Annotated in this window: 24 protein-coding genes and 1 pseudogene; 7 read left to right on the plus strand and 18 right to left on the minus strand. The window is 46.8% G+C overall.

Annotated features, from left to right (window positions below; all coding sequences use genetic code 11):
• Window positions 1-37 precede the first annotated feature (37 nt).
• Window positions 38-970, plus strand: coding sequence for a malate dehydrogenase (gene mdh / locus CFERDRAFT_RS05400; RefSeq protein ID WP_006366203.1), 933 nt, complete (start codon window positions 38-40; stop codon window positions 968-970).
• A gap of 84 nt (window positions 971-1,054) precedes the next feature.
• On the opposite strand, the gene CFERDRAFT_RS05405 is transcribed toward mdh, so the two are convergent.
• The 6 genes from CFERDRAFT_RS05405 to CFERDRAFT_RS05430 are packed head-to-tail and all read right to left on the minus strand — an operon-like array spanning window position 1,055 to window position 6,634.
• Window positions 1,055-2,104: an agmatine deiminase family protein gene (locus CFERDRAFT_RS05405; RefSeq protein WP_006366204.1), complete on the minus strand. Its 1,050-nt coding sequence runs from the start codon at window positions 2,102-2,104 to the stop codon at window positions 1,055-1,057.
• Between the two features lie 9 nt (window positions 2,105-2,113).
• Window positions 2,114-3,376 carry a M48 family metallopeptidase gene (locus CFERDRAFT_RS05410; RefSeq protein WP_006366205.1) on the minus strand — a complete coding sequence of 421 codons (1,263 nt, stop codon included), beginning with the start codon at window positions 3,374-3,376 and terminating at the stop codon, window positions 2,114-2,116.
• A gap of 45 nt (window positions 3,377-3,421) precedes the next feature.
• The gene (locus tag CFERDRAFT_RS05415) at window positions 3,422-4,297 is read right to left on the minus strand and encodes a carbon-nitrogen hydrolase (protein WP_040433233.1); all 876 of its coding nucleotides are present in this window, start codon (window positions 4,295-4,297) and stop codon (window positions 3,422-3,424) included.
• A 14-nt stretch (window positions 4,298-4,311) separates the two neighbouring features.
• Complete coding sequence (locus tag CFERDRAFT_RS05420; RefSeq protein WP_040433235.1) at window positions 4,312-5,214, minus strand: 1,4-dihydroxy-2-naphthoate polyprenyltransferase; 903 nt, start codon at window positions 5,212-5,214, stop codon at window positions 4,312-4,314.
• Entirely contained in the window at window positions 5,207-6,268 is a 1,062-nt protein-coding gene (locus tag CFERDRAFT_RS05425; RefSeq protein ID WP_006366208.1) for an NAD(P)/FAD-dependent oxidoreductase, read from the minus strand. Before CFERDRAFT_RS05425 ends, CFERDRAFT_RS05420 begins: the two co-directional genes overlap by 8 nt.
• A 15-nt stretch (window positions 6,269-6,283) precedes the next feature.
• A complete protein-coding gene (locus CFERDRAFT_RS05430; protein WP_006366209.1) occupies window positions 6,284-6,634 on the minus strand; it encodes a hypothetical protein in 351 nt (116 codons plus the stop codon).
• 129 nt (window positions 6,635-6,763) lie between these two features.
• On the opposite strand from CFERDRAFT_RS05430, the gene hisF reads away from it, so the two are divergent.
• On the plus strand, window positions 6,764-7,519 hold the full coding sequence (hisF, locus tag CFERDRAFT_RS05435; protein WP_006366210.1) for an imidazole glycerol phosphate synthase subunit HisF: 756 nt from the start codon (window positions 6,764-6,766) through the stop codon (window positions 7,517-7,519).
• Window positions 7,520-7,576: 57 nt separating this feature from the next.
• Here the strand turns inward: hisF and CFERDRAFT_RS05440 are convergent, their stop codons facing one another.
• Window positions 7,577-8,458 carry an ADP-polyphosphate phosphotransferase gene (locus CFERDRAFT_RS05440; RefSeq protein WP_006366211.1) on the minus strand — a complete coding sequence of 294 codons (882 nt, stop codon included), beginning with the start codon at window positions 8,456-8,458 and terminating at the stop codon, window positions 7,577-7,579.
• Between the two features lie 262 nt (window positions 8,459-8,720).
• On the opposite strand from CFERDRAFT_RS05440, the gene CFERDRAFT_RS05445 reads away from it, so the two are divergent.
• From CFERDRAFT_RS05445 to CFERDRAFT_RS05465, 5 genes are read left to right on the plus strand one after another with little or no spacing between them, the layout of a single operon-like run.
• Window positions 8,721-9,254, plus strand: a complete 534-nt coding sequence (locus CFERDRAFT_RS05445) for a DUF4405 domain-containing protein (RefSeq protein WP_040433236.1) — start codon at window positions 8,721-8,723, stop codon at window positions 9,252-9,254.
• A gap of 14 nt (window positions 9,255-9,268) precedes the next feature.
• Window positions 9,269-9,937: a response regulator transcription factor gene (locus tag CFERDRAFT_RS05450; RefSeq protein ID WP_006366213.1), complete on the plus strand. Its 669-nt coding sequence runs from the start codon at window positions 9,269-9,271 to the stop codon at window positions 9,935-9,937.
• A gap of 9 nt (window positions 9,938-9,946) precedes the next feature.
• Complete coding sequence (locus tag CFERDRAFT_RS05455; RefSeq protein WP_006366214.1) at window positions 9,947-11,488, plus strand: sensor histidine kinase; 1,542 nt, start codon at window positions 9,947-9,949, stop codon at window positions 11,486-11,488.
• 44 nt (window positions 11,489-11,532) lie between these two features.
• Entirely contained in the window at window positions 11,533-12,111 is a 579-nt protein-coding gene (locus CFERDRAFT_RS05460; protein ID WP_006366215.1) for a hypothetical protein, read from the plus strand.
• 4 nt (window positions 12,112-12,115) lie between these two features.
• Entirely contained in the window at window positions 12,116-13,531 is a 1,416-nt protein-coding gene (locus tag CFERDRAFT_RS05465) for a cytochrome c3 family protein (protein ID WP_006366216.1), read from the plus strand.
• Between the two features lie 74 nt (window positions 13,532-13,605).
• Here the strand turns inward: CFERDRAFT_RS05465 and CFERDRAFT_RS05470 are convergent, their stop codons facing one another.
• The 11 genes and pseudogenes from CFERDRAFT_RS05470 to CFERDRAFT_RS05515 all read right to left on the minus strand — a co-directional run bounded on the left by CFERDRAFT_RS05470 (window position 13,606) and on the right by CFERDRAFT_RS05515 (window position 24,761).
• Window positions 13,606-14,601, minus strand: a complete 996-nt coding sequence (locus tag CFERDRAFT_RS05470; protein ID WP_006366217.1) for an ABC transporter substrate-binding protein — start codon at window positions 14,599-14,601, stop codon at window positions 13,606-13,608.
• Window positions 14,602-14,627: 26 nt separating this feature from the next.
• On the minus strand, window positions 14,628-16,133 hold the full coding sequence (locus CFERDRAFT_RS11685) for a tetratricopeptide repeat protein (RefSeq protein WP_232209765.1): 1,506 nt from the start codon (window positions 16,131-16,133) through the stop codon (window positions 14,628-14,630).
• A gap of 244 nt (window positions 16,134-16,377) precedes the next feature.
• Entirely contained in the window at window positions 16,378-18,006 is a 1,629-nt protein-coding gene (locus CFERDRAFT_RS11690; protein ID WP_006366219.1) for a tetratricopeptide repeat protein, read from the minus strand.
• A 796-nt stretch (window positions 18,007-18,802) separates the two neighbouring features.
• Window positions 18,803-19,017: pseudogene (locus CFERDRAFT_RS05485) on the minus strand (transcriptional regulator).
• A 376-nt stretch (window positions 19,018-19,393) separates the two neighbouring features.
• The gene (locus CFERDRAFT_RS05490) at window positions 19,394-19,858 is read right to left on the minus strand and encodes a hypothetical protein (RefSeq protein ID WP_040433238.1); all 465 of its coding nucleotides are present in this window, start codon (window positions 19,856-19,858) and stop codon (window positions 19,394-19,396) included.
• Between the two features lie 125 nt (window positions 19,859-19,983).
• On the minus strand, window positions 19,984-20,502 hold the full coding sequence (locus CFERDRAFT_RS05495; RefSeq protein WP_232209766.1) for a hypothetical protein: 519 nt from the start codon (window positions 20,500-20,502) through the stop codon (window positions 19,984-19,986).
• Window positions 20,503-20,558: 56 nt separating this feature from the next.
• Window positions 20,559-21,161 (minus strand): DUF6988 family protein, encoded by a 603-nt coding sequence (locus CFERDRAFT_RS05500; RefSeq protein ID WP_006366221.1) that lies wholly within the window; start codon window positions 21,159-21,161, stop codon window positions 20,559-20,561.
• A gap of 388 nt (window positions 21,162-21,549) precedes the next feature.
• Window positions 21,550-21,705, minus strand: coding sequence for a hypothetical protein (locus CFERDRAFT_RS12350; protein WP_156778009.1), 156 nt, complete (start codon window positions 21,703-21,705; stop codon window positions 21,550-21,552).
• A gap of 289 nt (window positions 21,706-21,994) precedes the next feature.
• The gene (locus tag CFERDRAFT_RS05505; protein WP_006366243.1) at window positions 21,995-22,972 is read right to left on the minus strand and encodes a hypothetical protein; all 978 of its coding nucleotides are present in this window, start codon (window positions 22,970-22,972) and stop codon (window positions 21,995-21,997) included.
• Window positions 22,973-23,071: 99 nt separating this feature from the next.
• Window positions 23,072-23,881, minus strand: coding sequence for a competence protein CoiA (locus tag CFERDRAFT_RS11695; RefSeq protein ID WP_006366244.1), 810 nt, complete (start codon window positions 23,879-23,881; stop codon window positions 23,072-23,074).
• Window positions 23,882-23,975: 94 nt separating this feature from the next.
• On the minus strand, window positions 23,976-24,761 hold the full coding sequence (locus CFERDRAFT_RS05515; protein WP_006366245.1) for a hypothetical protein: 786 nt from the start codon (window positions 24,759-24,761) through the stop codon (window positions 23,976-23,978).
• Window positions 24,762-25,114 lie beyond the last annotated feature (353 nt).

A 25,114-nucleotide genomic window follows, 5' to 3' on the forward strand; every position in this document is an offset into this window, starting at 1 on the left:
CATCTCTTCCTTTACACCTTTAAATCATTGATTCTTTATGAAAATCACCGTTATCGGAGCCGGAAATGTCGGGGCTACAGCGGCACTTCGCATTGCAGAAAAACAACTCGCAAAAGAAGTCGTACTGATTGACATCGTGGAAGGTATCCCGCAGGGCAAAGCTCTTGACATGTATGAGTCAGGCGCCGTAGCACTTTTCGACACCTGCGTTATCGGATCAAATGACTATAAAGATTCAGCCGATTCTGATATTATTCTTATTACTGCCGGTCTTGCAAGAAAGCCGGGAATGACTCGCGAAGATCTTCTGAATAAAAATGCCGCGATCATCCGTGACGTGACCATCCAGGTGATGAAATACTCCAGGAACCCGATCATCATCATGGTGTCAAACCCTCTTGATGTCATGACCTATGTTGCCAGAAAAACCAGCGGACTACCCAAAGAGCGTGTTATCGGTATGGCCGGCGTTCTTGATGCCGCCCGTTTCAGAAGCTTTATTGCTGAAGCGCTGAATGTTTCGATGCAGGATATCAATGCCTTTGTGCTTGGCGGTCACGGTGACTCCATGGTTCCTGTCGTAAAATATACCAATGTTGCAGGTATCCCTCTGACCGAACTGCTTCCCCAGGATAAAATTGACGCGATTGTTGAACGCACACGAAACGGTGGCATCGAAATTGTCAACCTGTTGAAAACCGGTTCGGCTTTCTATGCACCGGCAGCTTCTGCCGTGGAGATGATTGAGGCTATTGTCAAGGATCGCAAGCGGATTCTTCCCTGTACCACAGCGCTTGAAGGCCAGTACGGCATTGATAATGTATACTGCGGTGTACCGGTCAAACTCGGCAAAAACGGCGTTGAGCAGATTCTTGAGATCAACCTCTCCCCGAGCGAACTCGAAGCTCTCCAGAAATCCGCAGCCGAGGTCAAGGAGAACTGTAACAGCCTTGCCGCTCTCCTCGCCTGAAGAGCACCTTCGGGAAATGCTATATTCTGATGAACAAAAAAAGCGGCTCCGGGCCGCTTTTTTTGCAAAGTACAAAGGCTACAGCTACACCGGCAACGCCGGCTCTTCATGGGTAATGCAGTGAATCGCCCCCAGTCCCCATACCAGATCAAAACAATCAATCCCGACAACCCGCCTGCCGGGAAAACAGTTCTGCAGCAGCTCAATGGCTGAGGCGTCGCGTGAACAGCGATAGGTCGGCACAAGCACCACACTGTTGGCGATATAAAAATTAGCATAGCTGGCAGGAAGGCGCTCCCCGTCAAAAAAGACCGGAGAGGGCATGGGAAGTTTCACGACCTGAAGAGGGTTACCCTCAATATCCGTAAAACTCTGCAGCAACCGGTAGTTCTCCTGGAGCGGTTCGTAATTCAGGTCAGCCGGGTCATCCTCTACGGCGATCACCACGGTATTCTCATTGACAAACCGTGCCATATCGTCAACATGGCCATCGGTATCATCTCCGGCAATTCCATCGCCAAGCCAGAGTACTTTTTGTATGCCGAGATAGTTGCCGAGCTCCCGCTCGATATCGGCTCGGCTCATCAACGGATTCCGGTTTGGATTCAACAGACACGCTTCGGTAGTCAGCAGCAGACCCTTGCCATTGACATCAATAGATCCCCCCTCCAGCACAATACCGGTTGAAACCAGCGGAAGCTGCTCCTGGAAGGCAATCCGTTCCGGCACCGCATTGTCATCATCATAGGGTTCATACTTCCCCCCCCAGGCGTTGTACTCCCAGTCGAGAATAACTTTCTCGGTACGAAATCCGCTCTCGCGGAAGACGAAGTTCGGCCCGTGATCCCTGCACCATGCATCATTGGTCGGAATCCTGTGCAGAAAAACACGATCCAGACGAAGCTGCTCATGACGTGAGTTCCGAAGCAGTTCAAGCACCTCCCGCTCCATTGCTTCATCGAGCACATTGATATGCACCTCTTCGGAAGAGCTCAACCATGAAGCAATCTCAACAAACACGGCGGGTACCGGTTCAAACTTTCCCGGCCATGACTCAAGCCGGTGAGGCCAGGAGAGCCAGGTCGCTTTATGAAAAGCCCACTCGGGAGGCATATAATAGGTCGGATCAGCCATAAGAGATAATCAGTTCAGGGAGGTTGACTGAAGAGCAGCCGCATGCGCTCTGATACGCCTGATACGCTCGACAACCGGAGGATGTGAATAGTTCAGAAATACATAGAAGGGGTGCGGTGTAAGATTTGAAAGATTGCTTCGGGAGAGATTTCTGAGTGCATCACCGAGAGTCACACCTTTATCAAACGTCGAAACCGCATAAAAATCAGCCTCATACTCATGTTTTCTTGAAAGAACCTGCAAAAAAACAGAGAGTATCAGCTCCACCGGAGTGTACAGCAGCATAAAAAAAATCAGACTTCCATACACGGAGAGATTGGTCATGAAAAACGCATCAAAAAGCTGGCGGTTATTCATGAAAAGCGAGAGCAGAAAAAAAAGCGCGCCAAGATTGACGATGCTAAGCACCATGCTGATGATAATATGTTTTTTCTTGAAATGTCCTATTTCGTGGGCAAGCACAGCAACCAGTTCATCAACCGGATGCCCTGAAATAAGCGTATCGAAAAGGGCTATTCTCTTTCGTTTACCGAAACCGGTAAAAAAAGCATTTGCTTTGGCTGACCGGCGGGACCCGTCAATAACATAAATTCCGGCAAGCGGGAAATGCACTGTTTCGGCATAGTGCATGATAGCACGCTTGAGTTCACCCTCTTCAAGCGGAACAAACTTGTTGAAAAGTGGCATGATCCATGTTGGTGCCACATACTGGAGCAGGAGGGAGAGCACTGTCACGCCGCACCAGGCCCAGAGCCAGGCAAGGGGGCCTGTCGTCTCAAAAAACCAGAGCACAGCATAGAGAAGAGGGGTCCCGAGAAGAAGGGCAAGCAGCAGGGTTTTAAAAAGATCAGCCGCAAAAACGGATGGAGTGGTCTTATTAAAGCCGAATTTCTCCTCAATAACAAATGTTCTGTAGATACTGAACGGCAGATCAAGGAGTGACTGCACGAGAAGCAGTATGCCGATATAGAGCACTCCGGTAACAACCGCATCATATCCGAAACCCCTCAGAAGGTTGTCGAGCAGATTGAATCCCCGGCTGAACCAGAAGAGGAGGAGAAGGGCAAGATCAAAGGCCGCGCTGCATAAAGAGAGCGTCGTTGTGGCTCGAAGATACTCCCTTGATTTTCGGCTTGCCTCCTCATCAAACAGGCCGGTAAATTCCTGGGGAACCGGCGCTTCCGATGCTTTGAGATTGAGCAGTTCGGAAACAAGTTTAAGCAGAAAAGTCGTGAGCAGCGCAAAAAATACAACCGTAGCGAATATGTTCATAATGTCAGATAAGAGAGAAATAGTAGTTCATGCAAGCCCGCCCGGTCACTCCTCAAGGTACCGGCTCTGAAGTTCTCCATAGGTTTCAATTCTGCGGTCACGCAGAAAAGGCCAGTGCGAACGGTAAAATCCTATCCTGCTGCGGTCACACTCGGCAAAGAGAATGGTTTCATCCTGATGAGCCGCTTCCTCAATGATCTGCCCAAAGGGATCACAGACAAAGCTGTTGCCCCAGAACTCCAGATCACCTTCCGTTCCAACCCGGTTAGCCGCTGCAACAAAAACGCCATTGGCCACGGCATGACTCAGCTGCATGGTTTTCCATGCCGCCTGCTGCGAACGGCGCACCGCTTCCGACTCTTCATCAGCCGCCCATCCTATGGCTGTAGGATAAAAAATAATCTCCGCACCCTTGAGTGCCGTAAGCCTTGCCGCTTCAGGGTACCATTGATCCCAGCAGATCAGAACACCGATTGTAGCATATCGGGTTTTAAAGACCTTGTAACCCAGATCGCCGGGAGTAAAATAAAACTTCTCGTAAAATCCGGGATCATCAGGAATATGCATCTTTCTGTACTTGCCGAGATAACTTCCATCAGCATCAATCACCGCTGCGGTGTTGTGATAGAGTCCCCGGGCTCTCTTCTCAAAGAGTGAGGCAACAAGAACAACCTCAAGCTCACGGGCAAGCTCCTGCAGAACCAGTGTTGAAGGACCGGGAATCGATTCAGCAAAGCCAAACGGTTCATACGCCTCTGTCTGGCAGAAATAGCGCGTTGTGAAGAGCTCCTGCAAACAGATTATCCTCGCGCCCTTTGCCGCAGCCTCCCTTATTTGCAGGCATGCATTCGCAAGATTTGCAGAGGGATCACTATCTGCGCGGGCCTGTACAAGTGCTATGGTTACGGTTTCGGAATGCATGACTGAACGAGGAGTTAGTATTGAATGAGAATACCAAGGGAAAGCAGAATACCGAAAAGCGTCATCAGCTTTCCGGTACCTGCCAGTACATGGTTCAGCTCCCTCCCCTCGCTCCTGTAGAGCTCCCTCTTCATGCGGAAGGCCAGCGGCAGTGAGAGCCATGAGAGGAGACCAAAAAGAGAGTACCCTTCCAGATAGAGTAACAAAGGAACAAGATAGGCTATAACGGTTAGCGTAACATAGAGACGACGTGCGTAAACGGCACCTATACGGGCAGGAAGCGTCATTTTGCCAACCTTGCGGTCAGTATCAATATCGCGGATATTGTTGACCAGAAGAATATTGACCGAGAAAACTCCCGGAGCTACTGCGGCAAGCAGTACCGGCATGGCAAGCTCATGCGACTGGACATAGTAGGTACCGCCAACCGCGACAAGCCCGAAAAAAATAAAAACAAAGAGGTCGCCGAGACCTGAATAGGCTATCGGATACGGGCCTCCGGTATAGCCCCAGGCAAACAGCAGAGAGAATAAACCGATCACCAGTATCGGCCATCCGGCTGTATAAACCAGGAAAAGACCAAGCAGAAATACAACAAGAACAAGAGAGAGAGAGACCCGTATCATGGTTTTCTCGCTGATAAGCCCTGCGGCCACAGTCCTTGTCGGACCGAGTCGTTCAGCCGTATCAGCTCCCTTGCGAAAGTCATAGATCTCATTGATGAAATTGGTCGCCACCTGAATGCCGAGAGCACAGATGAGCGCAACAAGAGCCGGAAGGAGTTGAAACCGGCCGTCAGCAGCCGCAAGTGCCGAGCCAAGCAGAACCGGCACCGCACCAGCCGGAAGTGTTTTCGGACGGATGGCCAGCATCCAGGAGTGAAAGGGCGACTCTATCGGAAAAACGGATTCATCCATTTTCAGGGGCATTCTTCTTTTCCTTTGCGGCTTTCACACTGCTGAAGGTGTGGCGGATCTTTTCGCCCGGTTTTATATAGGTAAGACTGTGACGCACAGCCATGGCCGCATCACTCAACCCGGTCTGAATAATTTTCAGCTTGCCGGGGTAATAGGCAATATCTCCGGCGGCATAAAGGCCGTCAATGGAGGTCTTCATATGACTGTCAACAACCAGCGCATTGTCCATAAGCTCAAGATCCCATTCGGCAAGCGGCCCGAGATTGGACTTGAAGCCAATCAGAAGAAGCAGGCAATCAGCTTCAAGGATATGGGTTTTCCCGCCCTTTGTCCGGACATGAACTGCAGTAAGCTGGTCGTTCTCGCTATCAACAGCCGTAACCTCGGTGTTCAGATAGACATCAACCCGTCCCTCTTCCCTTGCCTCAAGTACCTCCCTTGCCGTCTTCCCGTGACCCTGAAAGTCAGGCATCCGGTGCACCAGTGTGACGGAGTGCGCAGTGTTCAGGAGGCCGACTGTCCAGTCAAGCGCAGAATCGCCACCCCCGACAATCACAACCCTTTTACCGGCAAAGTCACTGACATTTTTGACCGCATAAAATACCGATGAGCCTTCAAGATGATCAATATCATGCAACTGAGGCAGCTTGCGTGGAGAGAAAGCACCGAGACCTGCAGCAATCAAAAGAGCCCTTGACAAAAAGACCCTGCCTGATCCAACCGTTACTTCAAATGTTCCATCGGCAAGTTTCCTGTACCGGGTGACCGTCTCACCAAGAATGACTTCCGGATGATAACGTTCAGTCTGCTTCCACAAGCTCTCGACAAGTCCCGCTGCAGGAACTTCCTGAAACCCGGCTACATCATAAATATGTTTTTCGGGATAGAGGGCGGCAAGCTGCCCTCCAAGAAGCGGCATACTTTCAATAATACGACAGCTTATATTGTTCATTCCGCACTGGAATGCGGCAAAAATGCCGGTAGGTCCTCCGCCAACAATGGTAAGGTCGCGGATCTCTTCACCACCGTCAAAATAAAGTTTATTTAAGGGCATGAGTTGGATACCGGATTACTGGATATTTTCCTGACTGTGCGCTCTTTCAGGTCCCGATTTTTTCAGGTAGATCATCCCCTGGGGGTCAACCATGCCGTAAAGAACCGCAATAAGCTGCTCCTCATGATCAAACTCATGGATCTCCACATGAACGGCATCCCGCTTTCGCACCTTGTCGCCTTCATTATTTTTAAATAAAAACAGCGCCTTTACTCCTCCGTGAGGAGTCTGACCTTCAAAGAGATAGTTGCCATCTTCAAGTTCATCAAGTGCACAGCCTGAAGATGCCGAATCGATAGGACATGATGCGCACTGAGAGTAAAACCCCTCCTCTGACTGAGCGTATTCACAAACAGGAAATTTCATTACTTCTCCATCTTTTTTTGCTTCCGGGTTTAGTGTGCGGAAATATAATCATTAAAATATTGTTGAAGAGTTCAATCTTTATAGTTTTCTTGTGTCACAGTTTCAACAACAGCACTCAGCAAGAGAACCATGTTAGCCAAGCGGATTATACCCTGTCTCGACGTTCGGGACGGCAGGGTTGTCAAAGGAATTAATTTTGAAGGATTGAGAGATGCCGGTTCCATCCTTGAACAGGCCAGGTTCTATAATAATGAACTGGCTGACGAACTGGTGTTTCTTGATATTTCAGCATCACTCGAATCACGCAGAACAACACTTGAAGAGGTACTGAAAGTTTCCGGTGAAATCTTTATTCCGCTTACCGTTGGCGGTGGCATCAACTCCGTAGAACGCGCCAGGGAGGTATTTCTTCACGGAGCGGACAAGGTCTCGGTAAACACTGCCGCAGTCAACGATCCGGAACTGATCACGCGGATCGCCGAGAAATACGGGTCACAGGCCGTTGTTGTTGCTATTGATATTAAAAAAATAGGCACGGAGTACATCGTCCATACCCATTCCGGTAAAAATCCGGTTGGTCTTGAAGCACTTGAATGGGCGCAACAAGTCCAGGAACTCGGCGCCGGTGAGATTCTGCTTACCAGCATGGACCGTGATGGCACCAAAGAGGGTTATGATAATGAGATACTCGCACGGGTCTCTACCTCGGTACATATACCGGTCATCGCATCCGGTGGTGCCGGAAGCCTTGAACATCTCTATGACGGGTTTACCAAAGGCCACGCCGATGCGGCACTGGCAGCCTCTATCTTCCACTTCCGCCAGCACTCAATCCGTGAAGCAAAGGAGTACCTCCATGAAAGAGGCATTGCCGTAAGGCTCTGAAAGGGGAAGCTGAACAGCTTGCAGATCAATTTTGAGGATCAACCTGAGGCCCGGAATTCACACATCCTCCTCCGCTTTGAGCTGTTCGCGAATATCGAGCAACTCCTTCTGTCGAGATTCGCTGGATAGTGGATAGGATAAATCAAGGGATTCCAGCGTATCAAGAATGACCCTGGAAACAATCAGCCGGGCATTTTCCTTGTCATCAGCCGGAACAACATACCAGGGGGCATGTTTTGTGCTGGTGGCTCCAAGACATGCCTCATAGGCTTTCATATACCCGTCCCAGTACTTCCTCTCCTCAATGTCGGCCATACTGAGCTTCCAGTTCTTTTCCGGAGCATCTATCCGGCTGAGAAAGCGCTTTCGCTGCTCAGCTTTTGAGAGATGAAGAAAAAACTTGACAATCCTTGTCCCGTTTCGGTAGAGATGCGTTTCCATATCAACTATTGACCGGTACCGGTGCTCCCAGATTTTTCCTCCGCTGATAACCTCATCTGCGATCCCCTCTGCTGAGAGAATTTCAGGATGAACCCGCACAATGAGCACCTCTTCGTAATAGGAACGGTTGAATATCCCTATATGGCCCCGCTCGGGCAGACAACGATTGCTTCTCCAGAGAAAATCATGTTCAAGCTCTTCTGCGGAGGGGTGCTTGAAACTGAACACCTGACACCCCTGGGGATTTACTCCCGTCATGACATGCCGGATAATACTATCCTTGCCGGCTGCATCCATTGCCTGAAAAATCAGAAGCAGGGAAAAACGGTTGTCAGCATAATGAACATTCTGAAGTTTTCGAAGATGCTCAACCTGCAGGGCAAGCATCTCCTTATACTCTTCTCTGGAGCTGTAGAGCGGTTTGACAAGCGTCGGAAGCGCGCTGAGATTAACGTTCGTACCTTCCTGGACACAGAGTGCATCACAATCAAAATGCATAGAATGAAACGCTACAGGTTGATGTCATAAACAACTTCGCGGAGTCAACTGCTCTCCTGTGAGCAAAAACATAAAACCGTAAACTTCTGCTCACCTCCACTCAACTCATTTCAGGAGCAGTTCGTTCTGAATGGGGATAAACAACAGTAACCGTTTTTTTAAGTTAAATTTAAGTTTTGCCATAGACTTCTTTAAGAATCACCGGCCTACATTGGTACACTTGAAACTGATTGTTCACTCAACTACACATCTGTCTGATACGATGAAAGCGTCCATGAAATCCTGGGCAACACCCCTTGCCTCCGGAGCATTTACCATTTCAGCAGTTACCGGTCTTTTGATCTTTTTTGACATTGAAATCGGAATGGTTGAGGATGTCCACAAGTGGCTGAGCTGGCTCCTTGTCGGCGGAGTTCTTCTGCATCTTCTCTCCAACTGGAAACAATTCACCGGATATTTCTCTAAGAAACCGGCAATAGCCATCATAGCCACAGCGCTTCTTGTCACCATAGCCTCCCTTCTTCCTCTGTTCGGTGAAGATGAAAAAGAGGGTGGAAAAGAACAAGCCGGCAGGAATGCAGCAAAGGCACTTGAAACATCATCACTGAACACCGTTGCCCTCGTTCTGAAAACCTCTCCCGGTCTCCTGATTGAAAAACTGGTAAAAAACGGTATTGTTGTAAAGAATCCGGCATTAACGATTGAGGAGATCGCTCGCGACAACAGCAAAAACGAAAACGAAGTGCTTGCTTCACTATTAGAAGCTTCCAGTCAGAAAAATGGTACACGCGACTAACAATATTAAAACTTATGAGACTTCTTATCATTGAAGATGAGCCTGGAATAGCCAGATTTCTCAAGGACGGACTTGAAGAGGAGTATTTTGCCGTTGATCTTGCCCATGATGGCAAAACCGGCCTCGATATGGCCATGACCAACGAGTATGACCTGCTCATCATCGACTGGATGATCCCCGCCCTGAGCGGCATAGAGGTATGCCGTCAGGTCCGAAAAGGAGGAAGCACCGTTCCCATCCTCTTTCTGACCGCTAAAGATACCCTTGAGGATGTTGTATTCGGTCTTGATGCCGGAGCCAATGACTACATTAAAAAGCCTTTTGAGTTTGAAGAGCTGCTGGCCCGCATCAGGGTGCAGCTCAGAACGACAAACCGGGTAGAAGAGTCGTTGAGTGTCGGAAGCCTGAGTATCAATCCGGTAACGCATCAGGTATTCTCCGGCTCAACCGAACTGACACTGACGCCGAAAGAGTTCGCCCTGCTTGAATACCTGATCCGTAACAAGGACCGGGTTTGTACAAGAAGCCGCATTATCGAGCATGTCTGGGATATCCATTTCGATTCCGATACCTCGGTCATCGATGTCTATATCACCTTTCTGCGCCGCAAACTGGAGAGTGCAGGATGCGGCAACATTATTCAAACCATTCGCGGAGTCGGTTATATCGTGCGGGAATCCTGATCAAAAGCCATGAGCACCTCAATTCAATCCAACCGGAATAAAAGACCCGGCTCCCTGAAAAAAGTACCGGAGTTCAGTCTGCGCAACCGTATTGCGTTCTATTATACCGCAGCGACAGGATTTTTGATTGCCATCGTGTTTATGATCATCTACTTCACGGTTGAGAGTATCGTCTACAAACAATTTGATGACGAAATCAAAAAAGAGATTCTGGAAGTACTCTCGGATGCGAATGTCTCCACCTATCATTTCAAGGGTTATGCCATTGTAAAGGATTTTGAAAGCATCCGGAACCTTGACACCAATGACCATGACAATCTCATGAACGAAGAAAACGAAGATGATGCCGATGACGGGAAGAATAAAAGCAGTAATGAGAATACAAATCTTGATACCGAATTTATTCAGATAGTCGACACAAAGGGGGAGGTTCTCAATAAATCAAAAACCTTGTCCTGGTGCGTTCTTTCATTCGATCCGAACCGGAAAGGCACAGACTATTTCAATACCAGTTTCGGAAGTTCATTGGTACGCCAGGCACAGGTGCCGCTGGTGAATCTTGACGGTACCACTGAAGGATACCTGATTGTAGCACTCCCGCTTAAAAACGCCCTGCGAGTGCTGCACGACCTGCAGAACATTTTTCTCTTTGCCTTTCCCGTCATTATTCTCACGCTCTTTGCTCTCACTCGCTTGATTGCCGGAAAAAGCATTCGCCCTGTCGAAAAGATTATTGAAACCGCAGAAAAGATGACGCAGTCGAATCTGCATGAGCGAATTGTGCTGCCCTATCATCATGACGAGTTGTACCGATTGTCCTCAACCATCAATGCCCTGCTTGACCGGATGCAGGATGCATTCCAGCGTGAAAAACAGTTTACCTCTGACGCTTCACATGAATTGAAAACACCTTTGGCTGCCGTAAAAGGAACGCTTGAAGTGCTAATCCGGAAACCCAGAGAGCGGGAGCACTACGAGAGCCGAATTCACTTCTGCCTGATGGAGTTAAACCGCATGGCAAGACTCATCGACCAGCTTCTTATGCTCGCCAGAAACGAGAGCAGCAAGATGAAACCCAATATAGAGCTGCTCATGCTTACCCCTCACCTTGAGGATGTAATAGCCAGAATTCAGCCATCTGCATATGAAAAAAATATTTCAATCACAGCTGATCTGCTTGACAACATAAAAGTCGCAGCTGATCCGGCAATGCTTGATATGATTTTCGAGAATATTCTCACCAATGCCATCAAATACTCTCCCGAGGGCTCTTCGATAACGCTCGGTACAGAACAAAAAGATAATACCATACTCTGTACCGTAACCGATCAGGGGATCGGAATCCCGGAAGAGAAACTGCACGCGGTCTTTGAACGCTTTTACCGGGTTGACGAGTCGAGAAGCTCAAGCACGGGAGGATTCGGCCTTGGACTGTCGATTGTAAAAAAACTTGCCGACCTGCAGAATATCATGGTAACACTGGTCAGTGAAAAAAACAGAGGAACGACCTTCACGCTGACGTTCCAGATACCAAAAGCAGGCGAAATATAACAGCCAGGAAACAAACAGTCATTCTTGATTAACGCTACAGAATAATGTGGAAATCAGTTCTTGTACAACGCACCATACCACTCACGATCTCTTACCTGCTGCTGATTCTGGCAGCCATAGCGCTTGACTCTCTTCTGCATGCCCTGAATCTGGTCTGGATAGGCAGATATCTCGGAATTGCCGGCACCCTCTCTCTTGCCTTTTCATTTATCTATTCTGTGCGAAAAAAGAAGCTGATCCAGAATGGCCCCATGAAGTTTTTTCTTAAGCTTCACTGTCATTCCGGATGGATCGGCACACTGATGATTCTTGTCCATTCAGGCGTTCACTTCAATGCCATTATACCATGGACGGCAACGACACTCATGATGATCGTGACGGCAAGCGGCCATGTCGGGCAACATCTGCTTAAAAAGGTCAAGGAAGAGGTGAAGGCTAAAATGCAGCAACTCGGGATCAGTGGTGATGTTGAAGAAAACATTGAGCAGCGGCAGTACTGGGATACCCTGACGGTAAAAACACTTGAGAAATGGCGGACCGTGCATATGCCGATGGTCTCTTTTCTGATCGCACTGACCCTGACCCATATCCTTACCATATTTTTCTTCTGGAACTGGAGGTAAACCGTTGAAACCACTTTTTGTTTTTATCGCTACAGCCATTATTCTCGGCGCTCTTGTTGTAGCATTCCCCGAGGTGCTGATTACTCCCGGCCCTCTGATGCGAGGCCATCAGACGCTCAACAGAGAGTGCCTGAGCTGTCACACACCGTTTCGCGGGGCCAGAGCCGTGCAGTGCATAAGCTGTCACAAACAGAACGATATCAGCGTTAAAAACGTAGCCGGCAAACTGCTCCCTCCGGACAGCAGCAAGGTTCTTTTTCACAAGGGACTTAATCCCGCTTCGTGCAATGAGTGCCATACCGATCACAAGGGGAAAAATGCCGCCAAAGCCTTTAAACCGTTCAGGCATGAAGAGATATCTCCTTTGCTGCTGAAAAACTGTATCGCCTGTCACAGAACTGACAAACCGGACGATATCCGGCATCGCTATACAAAAGGCAATTGTGCGGAGTGCCATGGCAAAAAGCACTGGAAACCGGCAATATTCGATCATCGCATGCTGAACACGGTATTTGCCTCACAGTGCATAGAGTGCCATAAAAGCGACAAGCCCGATAATAATCTGCACCGCACCATGAATCTTGGTTGTGCACAATGCCATGGCACGAGAAAATGGAAACCCGCAACCTTCAGCCACAGCAAGCTGAACGCTAAAAATGGCTACCAGTGCATTACCTGCCACAAGAGTGACCGGCCGAACGACAAACTGCATCGTCAGTCGCCTGAAAATTGCGGAGCATGCCATACAACCGGTAAATGGGAGCCGGCTACCTTCTCTCACAACAGACTGAGTGCTGCGGACAGAAACCTGTGCATCTCATGCCACCGATCTGACAAGCCGAATGACAATCTGCACCGCTCTTCACAGGCAAACTGCGGAGTGTGCCATACAACCGGTAAATGGAAACCGGCTACCTTCAGTCACGGCAAGGCCGGCAGCGGAACTGCCGGTCAGTGCATCTCATGCCACAAGAGCGACAGACCGAATGACGATCTGCATCGGAAATACACTGCGGGTTGTTCGGAATGCCACACCACCAAAAAGTGGAAACCGGCTACCTTTAACCACAGCAGGGTGAGCGGAACAAACGGTAAAACGTGCATATCATGCCACAAGAGCGACCAGCCGAATGACACGATGCACCGCTCATCACAGGCGAACTGCTCTTCATGCCACAGCACAAAAAGATGGAAACCGGCAACATTCAATCACAACAAATATTTTGTGCTCGACAGTGACCACAGGGCAAGCTGTGCCACCTGCCATCCCGAATCAGGCAACTACAAAAAGTATACCTGCTATAACTGCCATGAGCACTCACCATCCAGGATAGCCGCAGAGCATCGTGAAGAGGGCATCTATAACTATCAGAACTGTGTAAAATGCCATCGGAGCAGCAGGGAACGGGAGAATGATTGAGCATCTTTTGAAAGAGGTTCGGGTTGAATTCGGGCGTTACCATGATCAGATTAACGCCCGAAAACCGAAATCGTTCAATTAATGAGCGCTTGATTGATCAGTTTTGCGGCAAAACTGGTATCAATCAGATCATCAACCAAAGCAGCTGGCTGTGCACTCTTTTTGAGCAGGTTTTCAGCAATCAGAACCGGCACGATTTTCTTCAAATTCCGGATGTCCTGTGTATCCGGAATGGCTCGGGATAAGTCAATGTGGCTTACGACCAGTTTGGCAACAGGCAGAGAGACTTGCCAGGCGTCTGAACAGATAACGGCAAGGTCATCCGGGTGGCGGATCGACCACTTGCGCGCACTCTCATAGACCTTGATAACCCGTGCAACAACATCGGGATATGTTGCTGCAAATGACTCGGTAACTGTTAAATATCCTGAACCAAGGAGCTCGCTTTTTGTATAGATCTCCTGTGATCCTCGTTCCAGCTGGCTTTGAGAGCAATAATAATCTGAACCCACCCACGCGGCTACACGCTTCACCTGAAGCTCTTCAAGCCCCTCCTTTGGCGGCTTGGACACAATAACAACGTCACTTGGCCTTATACCGGCGTCATGCAATGCCCGCAGCAGGAAAAGGTAGGAGTCGGTACCCGGAGTAGCCGCTATTTTTTTGCCTTTTAAATCCTGAAGGCTGTTAACTGGAGAATCCCGGGTAACAAGAAAGGCCGCCCACTCCGGATGTGAAAAGATGTATACCGCCTTGATCCTGCGTCCCTTTGCCTTGTTCAGCACCGAGGCTATCGCAGATGTAGAGGCAATATCTGTTACTCCTGTTTCCAGAAAATCCACTCCCTGGTTGCTTCCCTCGCTGAAAACCCAGCGTACAGGCAGATTGTCACTCTGAAACTCCGTTTCCAGCCAGCCGAATTTTTTCAATACCAGAGAGATGGTATTGAAATTTGCGTAATCAACCCTTAACTCCGGGGGGAGAGGATCAGCAGTCAAAAGAGATGGCATCACCGACGACACCCATACTGCCATGATGACAGCAACCAGCCTGACAAGAAGTTTACGCATTGCTCTCCCTCCGATAGTTAACCATGCTACAACGCATTTTTTGGAAACATGAATTTGTAGAACGTATTAAAAAACAGCTGCGCCATCTCGGGGTTAAGATGCTTTAAACGGCCATAAACCGCCATTCCTTTCTCAACAGAACCGGTTTCCAGATAGAATCTGCCCAGATTAAAAAGCGCTGTATTGTGATCCGGATTGATGCGCAGGGCCTCCGTGTAGGCATGCAAAGCCTCCTCTTTCCGGTGATCATTCTCATAAGAAATACCAAGATAAACCCATGCATCAGTATAATCCGGGTTGATGCGCAGGGCCGACTTGTAGGCCTCGTACGCTTCGGATGGCTGAGCAGCATGACCATAAGCTCTGGCTAAACTCAGGAGATAGTTGGCATTTTCCGGAGTGATGCGCACTGCCTGAAGGTAAGCCTTGACCGCTTTGTCGAACTGCCCCCCGTCACTGAAGACCAGCCCTAAACGATACCATGCAGATGCGTCACGAGGAGTAATGCGTACCGCCTGCTGATAAGCCGCTATGGCTTTGTCTGTTTCACCATTCTGGACATAGGCCATGGCGAGATTGAACCATCCGACAGCATATTCACTGTTTAGCCGGACTGCCTGACGGTAGGCTTCAATCTTTTTTTGCTTCTGCCCCTCCCGTCCGTAGGCAACCCCGAGATCAACCCAGTATTGCGCATAGTCCGGACGACGCCGGATTGCTTCGGTATATGCATCAATAGAGAGCGATAACTCCCCTCGCTGCAGGTAGGCAAAGCCCAGATATCCCCAGGCCTCTCCACTTCCCGGCATCTGTTTTATCCAGTTCTTGCAAAACAATATCATCCCCCCCCAATCCTGTCGCTCCTCCAGTGCATTGACTTGATACACATTGCCAAGATCGGCGGATAAAATAGTGTTGTTCTGCACTGCAATCCTGTTTGGGAGGTCGAGAATCCATTCGACCGGCAGGGCAAAATTCAACTGCTGGCCCTGTTTGAAAAAATAGGTTGGCAAACCTATCAACCGTCCATTTTCATCAAACAGCCCGCCCCCGCTCGATCCTGCTGATATCGGCGCGGTAGTCTGGATATAAAACCCCTTATCTACAGGCCTCAAGCCCGATATAATGCCGTCAGAAAAGGTCAATTCCAACCCCTGAGGAGCTCCAAGAGCATAGACCTTGTCGCCTGTCTTCAACTCGCGGGTAGTTCCCAGGAGGAGTTTCGATTCCGGCAGACCCGGAACGCTGAGTGAACAGACATCCCTGAATCGATCGAAATAGAGAAGTTTGGAAGGATACTCCCTCCCCTTGTAAATAACCGTAAGTTTTCCTGTCGGCTCGACAACATGATAGTTGGTAGCCACTTTACCGGAAGAGAGTATAACACCGCTGCCAATGCTTTGCAGCTTCTCACTTTTATCATAGTTATGAATGACCACGACGCTGCCTGAAACCTCCGCAAATACCTCGGCTGCATTTTTGGCCTTTGCCGGAAGGGGTGCAGAGATTATGAAAAACGTTGCATAAAGCAACAGGAAAGAGAGCTGTTTCAGACAGGAGATCAAGCTGGATTGATCAGAAGAAGTTCCAGCTGACCGAAAAATTGCGCAATCAAAAAGTTGTTTTTCGTGCGCGTTCATCTGCAAAGGAGATTAGCTGTCCGGATTCATATCAAAACGCTTTAAAGATTAAAGTAATAAAGAAAGACGACAATATCACTTCTTTATTACAGGCCAGAATGAATCCAGGCGGCTATACCCTGAAAATAAGGGGGGCTTACAGGATTCTCCTCGGGAACATCAGCTTGTTGAAGTCAGTAAAAAACAGTTGGGCAAGCTCGGGGTTGAGCCGCTTGAGACGGGAATAGATCTCCCGGGCCTCCTCCCGGTTATTGTGCTCCAGGTAATCCTTGCCGAGGTTGAACAGGGCAGCATTATGACCCGGATTGATGCGAAGCGCTTTCAGATAAGCCTCCCGCTCTTCAGCCTCTCTGCCGGCAATGCCATAGACAACACCAAGGCTTACCCATGCATCATCATAATCCTGCTTGATACGCAGAGCCTCATTATATGCCTCAATCTGTCTGGCCCTCTGATCAATCAACCCGTATGCTTCACCTAATTTCAGCCGGTATTGGGCATTTTCAGGGGCTATGCGTACTGCATGTTCAAAAGCATCGACCGCCTTTGCTGCCTGACCCGCATCACGACAGACAAGCCCTGTATTGAACCAGACAGATGCATCATCAGGGTTAATACGCACCGCCTGCTGGTAAGCATCTACAGCTTTGTCAAAATCTCCGTTCTGGACATAGGCAATACCAAGATTGATCCAGCCGAGAGCAAAGTCATTGTTTATTCGTACAGCCTGACGATAGGCCTCAATTTTCCTGACGGTCTCACCTTCCCGCCCATAGGCAATCCCGAGATCAGCCCAGTAGTGCGCATAATCAGGACGAATCCTGATCGCATTCTGCAGGGCATCTATAGCCAGGGCCAAATCTCCTTTCTGGAGATGAGCAAACCCCAAATACCCCCATGCGTCGCTGCTTGAAGGGACCTGCGTGGTCCACTTTGTACAGAGAACAATCATTCCGCCCCAATCCTGCTTTTCTTCAAGCGAATTGACTTGATAGGTCCAGTCCGAATCCACTCTGTTTACCTGATTGGCAACAGCATGGCGGTTAGGCAGGTCTATGATCCACTCAACCGGCAGTGCGAAATTCAACTGCTGACCCTGCTTGAAAAAATAGGTCGGAATGCCTATCAATCTGCCCTCTTCATCAAAGAGGCCGCCGCCGCTTGAACCAAGTGATATCGGTGCCGTGGTCTGGATATAGTGACCTTTGTCCACATCCCGCAAACCGGAAATAATGCCGTCAGAAAAGGTAAGTTCCAAACCCTGGGGTGCGCCTATGGCATAGACTTTTGAGCCAACCTTGAGCTGATTGGTATCACCCGGAATGAGTTTTGATGCTTCAAGACCGGATACATCAAGTGAGCAGACATCACGGAAGCGATCGGTATAACCCGGTCTTGCAGGATACTCTTTTCCCTGATAGAGAACCGTCAGACGACCTGCTTTTTCAATAACATGATAGTTGGTAATAACATGGCCGGAGGAGATTACAATACCACTGCCCAGACTTTGCAATTTGTTGCTGTTATCATAGTTGTGAATCACCACAACACACTCTGATACCTGCGCAAAAACCTCTGCAGCAGTTTTGGCCAAAACAGAGTTACCGGTGAGGCCTATAAGAAGCAGGAGAGAAACGCATAATCTGCACAGCTTCCCGAATGAAAAAACATCAGAAAGAGCGTCGATCGCACAAAACCTGTCGGGAAGCCTGACTGACTTGAGATGCTTTCCGAGCCGGATAAAATGTAATCTGTGCGAATTCATATGACCTGATCTTCTTCACATCGTGCTGAAAAACCAATTCCTGCCATATTACACCAATAACTCACCATACAACCAAATAGAGAGGCATACTTTCATTGAACCTTGAACAGGACTACGGCGATTATAAACCATCATACAAGTTTGCGTTCAGACAATCCACACGTATGCTCACTCTGTTTCATCGTCACGATAGCGCTCTTTTCGGATTCAATACGTGCTTTTTCAATACTGAAAACAATACTTTTCCGGCTCTTCATCTACTCTTTTTTCGTCATTTTATATATTTTTTATATATAAAAATCATATCCGTATATTATTTATATATAATACTTTACAGTTATTTATCACTCCAACAAAAAAGTAACATTTATAGTTTAAAAACGTGAATAAATTATTTCAGTTAGCCTGTAATCGATAAAATAACTTTGCTCTTTTTTTGGCTTTTATGGCAAATATCTCATCATTTTGCCTGTCTGTAGGGGAAATAACACGTCATCCGAACCGCAACAATAATGACCAACCGCCATCCGGGAGCCGAATACTCGACATATTTCTGGTACTGATTCCAGGCATCCCTGCTTGCTGCTTCTGATTCAATGGGAAATAAAAAAAGCCTGCGGGTGGCGGGCTTTGAGGAAGGGATGTGGACGACAGAAGATTCGAAACAAGGATTGCTCCGATCCTGAACCGAATCAGCAAAAGGAGTCTCAGTCGATCAGATTGAGTTGACAAAATTTAGCCACAATGAGTTGCCTGTAGACTGTTTGCATCCTCTTGTCAGGAAAACTGTTGTCGATCAGACGGTTCCACACCTTTCCTGCTCGACAGGACCTCGTTCATATCTGAACAGGCTCAGCACCTGATTGACCTTATCCATGCGCAACGTTTTCTTCCCCTGCTCAAGATCGCGAATAAAATGAAGCCCTGTACCGGCTTTTGCGAGCAGTTCCGGTTGGGTCATGGTTCAAAGACGTTCGTCTGTCCACGAACAAATTCAGAGAGATCATTCATAGCCATATAGATACCTGAACGGGTATAAATTCAAATGAATAAGCCACTTGTATACCCGAAAGGGTTTATTCATTATTTCCGACAGCATGGTACTGCTCACCCCCGACAGCGTTTGCTTCAAAAAATCCGGATAAATCCATGCAGACATGGTCCCTGACCATTCTGCCCGAAGAAGCGGTAATCCGGATGAGTTAAAGAATCATTTTTGCCACAGCCAAGTGATCCCGTTTTACAGGCTCACGTCCGTGACGCCTAACGTGTTCGCGGATGAGCAGTGCTCCGCGACGAAAAGTTTATTTGATGGCACGGAGCACTGCTCATCCGCTTGTTCGCCCGCATGCGGGCAGACAGGCGGATGCCCGTATTGAACCTAGGGTTATACATTGAGTTCAATGTCCCCACCAACAATTTGATTGCTATCACGGCCGATCCCCACAAATTTTCCAGTAAGTTTTTGGGGATTATGGGGGACATATAAAACGATAAGGCCATGCTGAAATACGGAGACATCTTTATTCTTGTAACTAAGATGCAAATGGTCATCTCGATAAAATCCTCCCGCAACCACAAGAGATATCTGTTGGGTGCCATCTGTGTATTGCCCATAACCAACTATTAGTTTTCTCTTCACCTTAAGGTTTAGATTGATCGAATAGCTTTTTCCACCCTGAGTAAAGTTGCCATTCCATCTCTTTGAAATCGCCTTCTTTCTAGCGTCTGTGATTGGCAAAATGGCATACACATTTTTTACGCCATCATAAAGTACATTCGATAGGATGCCAGTACCCACAGAGCCGCTGGCGAAAGCAGCAATTAATGCAAGTATTTCATTACCAGTCATTTGGTACCTCCCAAAGCAAGTGACAATGCATAACGCCAAGAGTAACCTGCCGCCGCCACTGAACTATACGCGATTAGCGCAACGTTGCTCCCGGCGGTCAGGTTGACCCATTTGTTATGTATTTGTTATTTCGTAAAGCATTCAGTTATCAAATTAACGATTTCTTCTTGTACTACTTCTTTTGTGATTTTAGGCAGTTCATACTCATATCGCTTACCAGCTGAACCACCTCGACTGGGCATCATTGTGCTAACGTGGGTATAAGTTTTGTTGTCGTACGTGCCAGCAATAAAAGATATATGTGGGAAACTTCGATTGATGTAATCAGGCTGTTTTCCTTCTGGATATATTTCAAGATCTATCCTTGCAGCTGTTGTTTTTTTATCATGATCGATACTTTCGTCATTCTGTTTTATTTCAAACCGATGACCTCTTCCTTTGATAATATTGCCCATTTCCTCCATGGTTGGCCTGATGACGTCTGCACACTTTTGCTTGAAATTTTCTAAATATATTTCATGCTCAGTTTTTTTCCTTTCGACCTCATTTTTGATTTCAGTTTGTTTCTGATCGTATTTGTCAAACGCGACATTTAGTTTGTCGATTGGATTTCCAGACATATATCCTCCTTTTTTGTGATGCATAACGTGAAAGTGAGCGGTCTGCGCGGCGTTTTGCGCAGGTCCGCTCAACTGTAGGGTTAGGGCTCACGCTTCGCATAAGCTTCCAAACGCGTAAAGTATTCGGGCAGAAGTTCCTGTCGGCCGGACATGCCAATGACTTGACCTCCTGCAATGAGCCCAAGCGCTCCCGCCACATCGAGAGCATTAGCAAGATCTTCCTCGGAATAATTTCCCTCGACTCTCCCTCCCGAGTGCCGACGTGATACCTGATGGAATCCCGTATGCGTAAAGCCGTTCAGGGCGGACCACGCCGTTTCCTTGAAACGTGACAGAACACCGTTGGGTGTACCGATCTTGCCTTCAATCTCTCCAATAAGTTCAGCGAAGCTCTTATCGAGTTTCCCCTTCTTGAACTTCTGCAACTCTTTGTCAGTGGCACATTGGAGAAGCCACATTCCGCGAACGAGGGACTCGGCGAGCACCCGAAGAAGCGCCATTTCTGAGCCATGGAGTTCCGACGAATGCAGGAGCGCAATCGCGGCCTGATGTTCAATTGCGACGTCAAAGCAACCGACGGCAACCAAGGATCGCTCATCGGCAGGCAGCGACAAGTTCGTCGTGCGCACGTCTATCCACTCCATTACCTCAAGAAGCCTTGTGTGCTCCGCAGCCGCTTTCATGTGGGCCCTAACAATAATTAGATGGATTCGCCTATACTGCAAATTTGTTAATTCTAACTCATATAACCCGCAAATTCAAAACCATATAAAACACCGTTAATTTCTATATTTTAAGCCGCTTATACCATAAATCTCTTTTTATTTCAGGGTCTTATATGGATCGGTATAAAAACGCTGCTTACAACCCGTAACTCCAAAAGTTCTTGAATAGCTCGAATGTCTGTAAATATACGTCATATTCAGCAAACTTACTTGAGTTGTATCAATCTTCACTGTTGCTGACCGCCTGATGCAGCTCATCTTCATCGGCTATGGTGTCCTGCACCAGATCATCGATAAACCGGTGACCGCCAGCCATCTGAGTTGCCACATACTCAACGAATTTCTGTTACTGATTCCAGGCCTCCCTTCTTGCTGCATCTTTTTCATTCTCGCCGATACTCGGGGTATGGGCAAACCAGAGCTGCACAAAAACAGCAAACGCTTCTGTCATTGAATTGATATCAAGTTCAAGCTGGGTTGCATGACGGCCTAGCCCTCGCAAGAACTGCCTTCAAAAGCATTCTCGTAAGTCTTTGAGTGAAAATTGATTAATCTGTATGCTTTAGGTCTGGCATACAGTGTTGTCCTTCGTGATTGATGGGTAACGACGTTTTTTTTAAGCAGTCGCCCAACACAGCAATGCAGCTATGATAACGAATGTCGATAATTATTTATTAATTCATCATATTAACCATACTCAAAGAGTAACTTGTTTTTATAATGCAACTTTATAAACATACAAAGACCGCTACGGTCAAAACTGTCGGCTTGAAGAACTTGTTATACAACAGCTAACTTTTTACTAATAATTCTTTTTGTGCAAATGCTGCATACAAAAAATTTGGATTTATTCTTGAAATATCTTCTTTTCTAAAAGCATCAAGAACTGCATTTGCTAATCCAACTAATGAACTTACACCAGGGACTGCAGAAACTATTGCACCTACTTTACTTAATCCTATATTCCCAAATCCACTCTTTTTCATTGCATCAATAATCAATTCAATTTGGTCAGCAGATTCTTCCTTAAATAATTCAATTCTACGTTTTTTTAATTCCGGGTCGTTTATATCGGCTATTGTAATAAGCTCTCTTTCAACATTATTTCTAAAAGATTTCAAGTCATTATGATGTGAATCTTTAAAATTTTTTATTTCAAATGCCGAAAGCCTACGAGTAGGGGCTGGAAGAATATCGCTCAAAACTTCTAATCGCAATTTTTCTAATATTCTTTCCGTAGCAATTACGCTTCCGCTAGATGAAAGAAATTTATTCAAATAACTTATATCGTCTGTTGTTGGGGCAAAATCTAACTCACTAATTTTACCAAGAGTAGCTGCAAGATAAGACATAAATTCAATTGCTGTATCTTTTTCCACGTAATACCAAGCATAATCAATTCGTTTGGCTAACTTAAGGTCGACCAAATCGCTTTCAATGCCTTCCATTTTTTCAATATGAATTTTAAACATTCGTTGATCAATAAAAGCGCTCCTTCTTTTATCAAGAATACTTGCATCAAATTGTGTAAGGTAATGAGTGAATGCATTACGGAAGTTTGGAATTTTCCATAGATATTGACTGGGAATGATTTGCTGAATTAATTCTTCTGTAACCAAACTTCTCGTATGACAATTTAATTTTTCTGGATTATCAATAAAATCATAAGGGATGATAGCCCCAACTTCGTCCCAGTATAAAAGCATTCGACTAAACCACGCTGTATCGGGAACGTTGATATACGGAAAATATAGTATTTTGTTACTCATATTGTTTATCCTCTGTTATATAACGATTAAGTTCAACCGCACAGATTTTTTGCGTCGGTTTTGGCGCCTTGTTGTGTTTTATTTTTTACATTAATTTATCTATAAACGTCCTCGCCCTCGTTGCTTATTTGCCTTATACCGCTCAAATCCAGACACACTACTTGGATGACCATATTCAATATTTTTGCGCCTAATTTGCATAGCGTTCATCAGTTCTTTGCGAATCGGCAAAATTATATTTATTACCATTTCTTCGAATTTATTTTCGTTATGCATTTCTATAAATATTTGCTTCGAAAATGGCGATATATAGGCTTCGCTAGTTGCTATCTCAGGAAATAGAAACCATAGCTTTGACTGATTTATTTCTTTCGTTTCTTGAAAATCAAAAAATACAAGCGCGTTGCTATCATGCCATTCTTTCAATAACCTGCATTCCTCTGGAAAGTGTACTCGTAATATAAGTGGTTCTTTAAATACAGCAACGCTTTCTTCTTTTATTGCTTTTTCAAACTGTAGTTTGTCCGTTTTTCGTCTAGTCCCATCAACGATCCAAACAAGTTTAGAATAAAATGCATTACGTGAACGGCGTTCTTCTGGATTTAGATAGGAGTGTTGAAATTCCAGCACATATCCGGTTTGTGTTTTTACATCTGCGATGTGCTTTTCACCGCTACCGTCACAATGTATTACTTCTTGCCAATCTACAGGAAAATTTCCTTTCCATGAGCGGTGCCAGTTGGTTTCATTTTCCCACCATGGATCACAGCTACGCCCCCCCTTATGTGCCCAATGATTAACTTTAACCTCTCCACATTTAGCAATTAATTCTGCACCACAACTCGGACAGAATCCCTTTGCTCCTTTTGTAGCTTCAGCTTTATCACCATTTATAAGTGCGAATTTCATTTTATCTATCTGTTCAATTTATTACACATAATGTAAAAATTGAGGGGCCGCCCGCTTCTGGGCTTTCCCTTTCGAATGACAGGTTATTCTATGCCTACTCAATTCTGAAATACATATTGGTGTTAATCAAACCTTCAGAGTTTTCCCCATCTATTTTACCAAGATTTTGAGGCATTACTCTTATCACCATCACATAATTTGGACTGCCAATATCTGAAGGAAATCCCTTGACGGCCTTAACCGCAGAACTCGAAAAATCAAGATCACGCATCTGGAAATACCGTCTTGTTATCTGACTCGACAGTGAATTACAAAATTGATACAATGAGTCATCGTAGTGGTTGATAGCACTGGCAACGGAGAGCGGTAAAACTGGAGCATGGGTCACAGATGCGCGTGATCGGAAACCATGCCGTTTGAGCATGTAGTATTCAATATCATCATCAAAGGCCGTTGTGTTATCAACGACAGCGACAGGGTTGTAGTCATAAAGCATCAACATACTATGCGGTGATCTTGCCAAAATTCGCGTTACCTGCTCATGCCGCACCTGCAAAAATTTCGATGTCTCCCTGCCCCTCAACTTTGCCTCAATAAATCCAGCACCCTCGATAAATCCACCCTGAGGAAGATGAAACTGAAAAAGTAAGCCAATGTCGCCGTGGGCGGTTTCCCGTTTCCCATGAAATTTGTAGACTTCCCAATTGATATTGGTTGGAATTCGCCCCTCTGAAATAGACAATGAATGAAAACTGCTCCGGAATTCTTTCAGAATTTGATGGGTGATCGGATCTTCTTTCCAATCGAGAGGAAAAGACCCTGCAACCGTTTTTCTAACAATCTCTTCAATTCTATATTCGAGATACGAAAGGCTCATCATATGATCTCCGGAAATGCATAACTAATAATTAGATGGATCGGCATAAGACCGCTCTTTACAACCCATAGTTCTATAAGTTCCTAAATTGTTAGAGCATCGGCAAATATACGTCATATTCAGCAAACTTACTTGAGTTGTATCAATCTTCACTGTTGCTGACCGCCTGATGCAGCTCATCTTCAGCGGCTATGGTGTCCTGCACAAGGTCATCAATGCACCAATGACCGCCAGCCATCTGAGTTGCCCCTTACTCAACGAATTTCGTGTTACTGATTCCAGGCCTCCCTTCTTGCTGCTTCTGTTTCAATGGGAAATAAAAAAAGCCTGCGGGTGCCAGGCATTAATGAGTTAGG

The organism is Chlorobium ferrooxidans DSM 13031, assembly GCF_000168715.1.
Lineage (GTDB): Bacteria > Bacteroidota > Chlorobiia > Chlorobiales > Chlorobiaceae > Chlorobium > Chlorobium ferrooxidans.

Bases quoted from the DNA above. Each gene is read 5' to 3' on its own strand.
- mdh (WP_006366203.1), top strand. From the start codon at position 38: ATGAAAATCACCGTTATCGGAGCCGGAAATGTCGGGGCTACAGCGGCA.
- CFERDRAFT_RS05405 (WP_006366204.1), bottom strand. From the start codon at position 2,104: ATGGCTGATCCGACCTATTATATGCCTCCCGAGTGGGCTTTTCATAAA.
- CFERDRAFT_RS05410 (WP_006366205.1), bottom strand. From the start codon at position 3,376: ATGAACATATTCGCTACGGTTGTATTTTTTGCGCTGCTCACGACTTTT.
- CFERDRAFT_RS05415 (WP_040433233.1), bottom strand. From the start codon at position 4,297: ATGCATTCCGAAACCGTAACCATAGCACTTGTACAGGCCCGCGCAGAT.
- CFERDRAFT_RS05420 (WP_040433235.1), bottom strand. From the start codon at position 5,214: ATGGATGAATCCGTTTTTCCGATAGAGTCGCCCTTTCACTCCTGGATG.
- CFERDRAFT_RS05425 (WP_006366208.1), bottom strand. From the start codon at position 6,268: ATGCCCTTAAATAAACTTTATTTTGACGGTGGTGAAGAGATCCGCGAC.
- CFERDRAFT_RS05430 (WP_006366209.1), bottom strand. From the start codon at position 6,634: ATGAAATTTCCTGTTTGTGAATACGCTCAGTCAGAGGAGGGGTTTTAC.
- hisF (WP_006366210.1), top strand. From the start codon at position 6,764: ATGTTAGCCAAGCGGATTATACCCTGTCTCGACGTTCGGGACGGCAGG.
- CFERDRAFT_RS05440 (WP_006366211.1), bottom strand. From the start codon at position 8,458: ATGCATTTTGATTGTGATGCACTCTGTGTCCAGGAAGGTACGAACGTT.
- CFERDRAFT_RS05445 (WP_040433236.1), top strand. From the start codon at position 8,721: ATGAAAGCGTCCATGAAATCCTGGGCAACACCCCTTGCCTCCGGAGCA.
- CFERDRAFT_RS05450 (WP_006366213.1), top strand. From the start codon at position 9,269: ATGAGACTTCTTATCATTGAAGATGAGCCTGGAATAGCCAGATTTCTC.
- CFERDRAFT_RS05455 (WP_006366214.1), top strand. From the start codon at position 9,947: ATGAGCACCTCAATTCAATCCAACCGGAATAAAAGACCCGGCTCCCTG.
- CFERDRAFT_RS05460 (WP_006366215.1), top strand. From the start codon at position 11,533: ATGTGGAAATCAGTTCTTGTACAACGCACCATACCACTCACGATCTCT.
- CFERDRAFT_RS05470 (WP_006366217.1), bottom strand. From the start codon at position 14,601: ATGCGTAAACTTCTTGTCAGGCTGGTTGCTGTCATCATGGCAGTATGG.
- CFERDRAFT_RS11690 (WP_006366219.1), bottom strand. From the start codon at position 18,006: ATGAATTCGCACAGATTACATTTTATCCGGCTCGGAAAGCATCTCAAG.
- CFERDRAFT_RS05490 (WP_040433238.1), bottom strand. From the start codon at position 19,858: ATGACTGGTAATGAAATACTTGCATTAATTGCTGCTTTCGCCAGCGGC.
- CFERDRAFT_RS05495 (WP_232209766.1), bottom strand. From the start codon at position 20,502: ATGCATCACAAAAAAGGAGGATATATGTCTGGAAATCCAATCGACAAA.
- CFERDRAFT_RS05500 (WP_006366221.1), bottom strand. From the start codon at position 21,161: ATGAAAGCGGCTGCGGAGCACACAAGGCTTCTTGAGGTAATGGAGTGG.
- CFERDRAFT_RS05505 (WP_006366243.1), bottom strand. From the start codon at position 22,972: ATGAGTAACAAAATACTATATTTTCCGTATATCAACGTTCCCGATACA.
- CFERDRAFT_RS11695 (WP_006366244.1), bottom strand. From the start codon at position 23,881: ATGAAATTCGCACTTATAAATGGTGATAAAGCTGAAGCTACAAAAGGA.
- CFERDRAFT_RS05515 (WP_006366245.1), bottom strand. From the start codon at position 24,761: ATGATGAGCCTTTCGTATCTCGAATATAGAATTGAAGAGATTGTTAGA.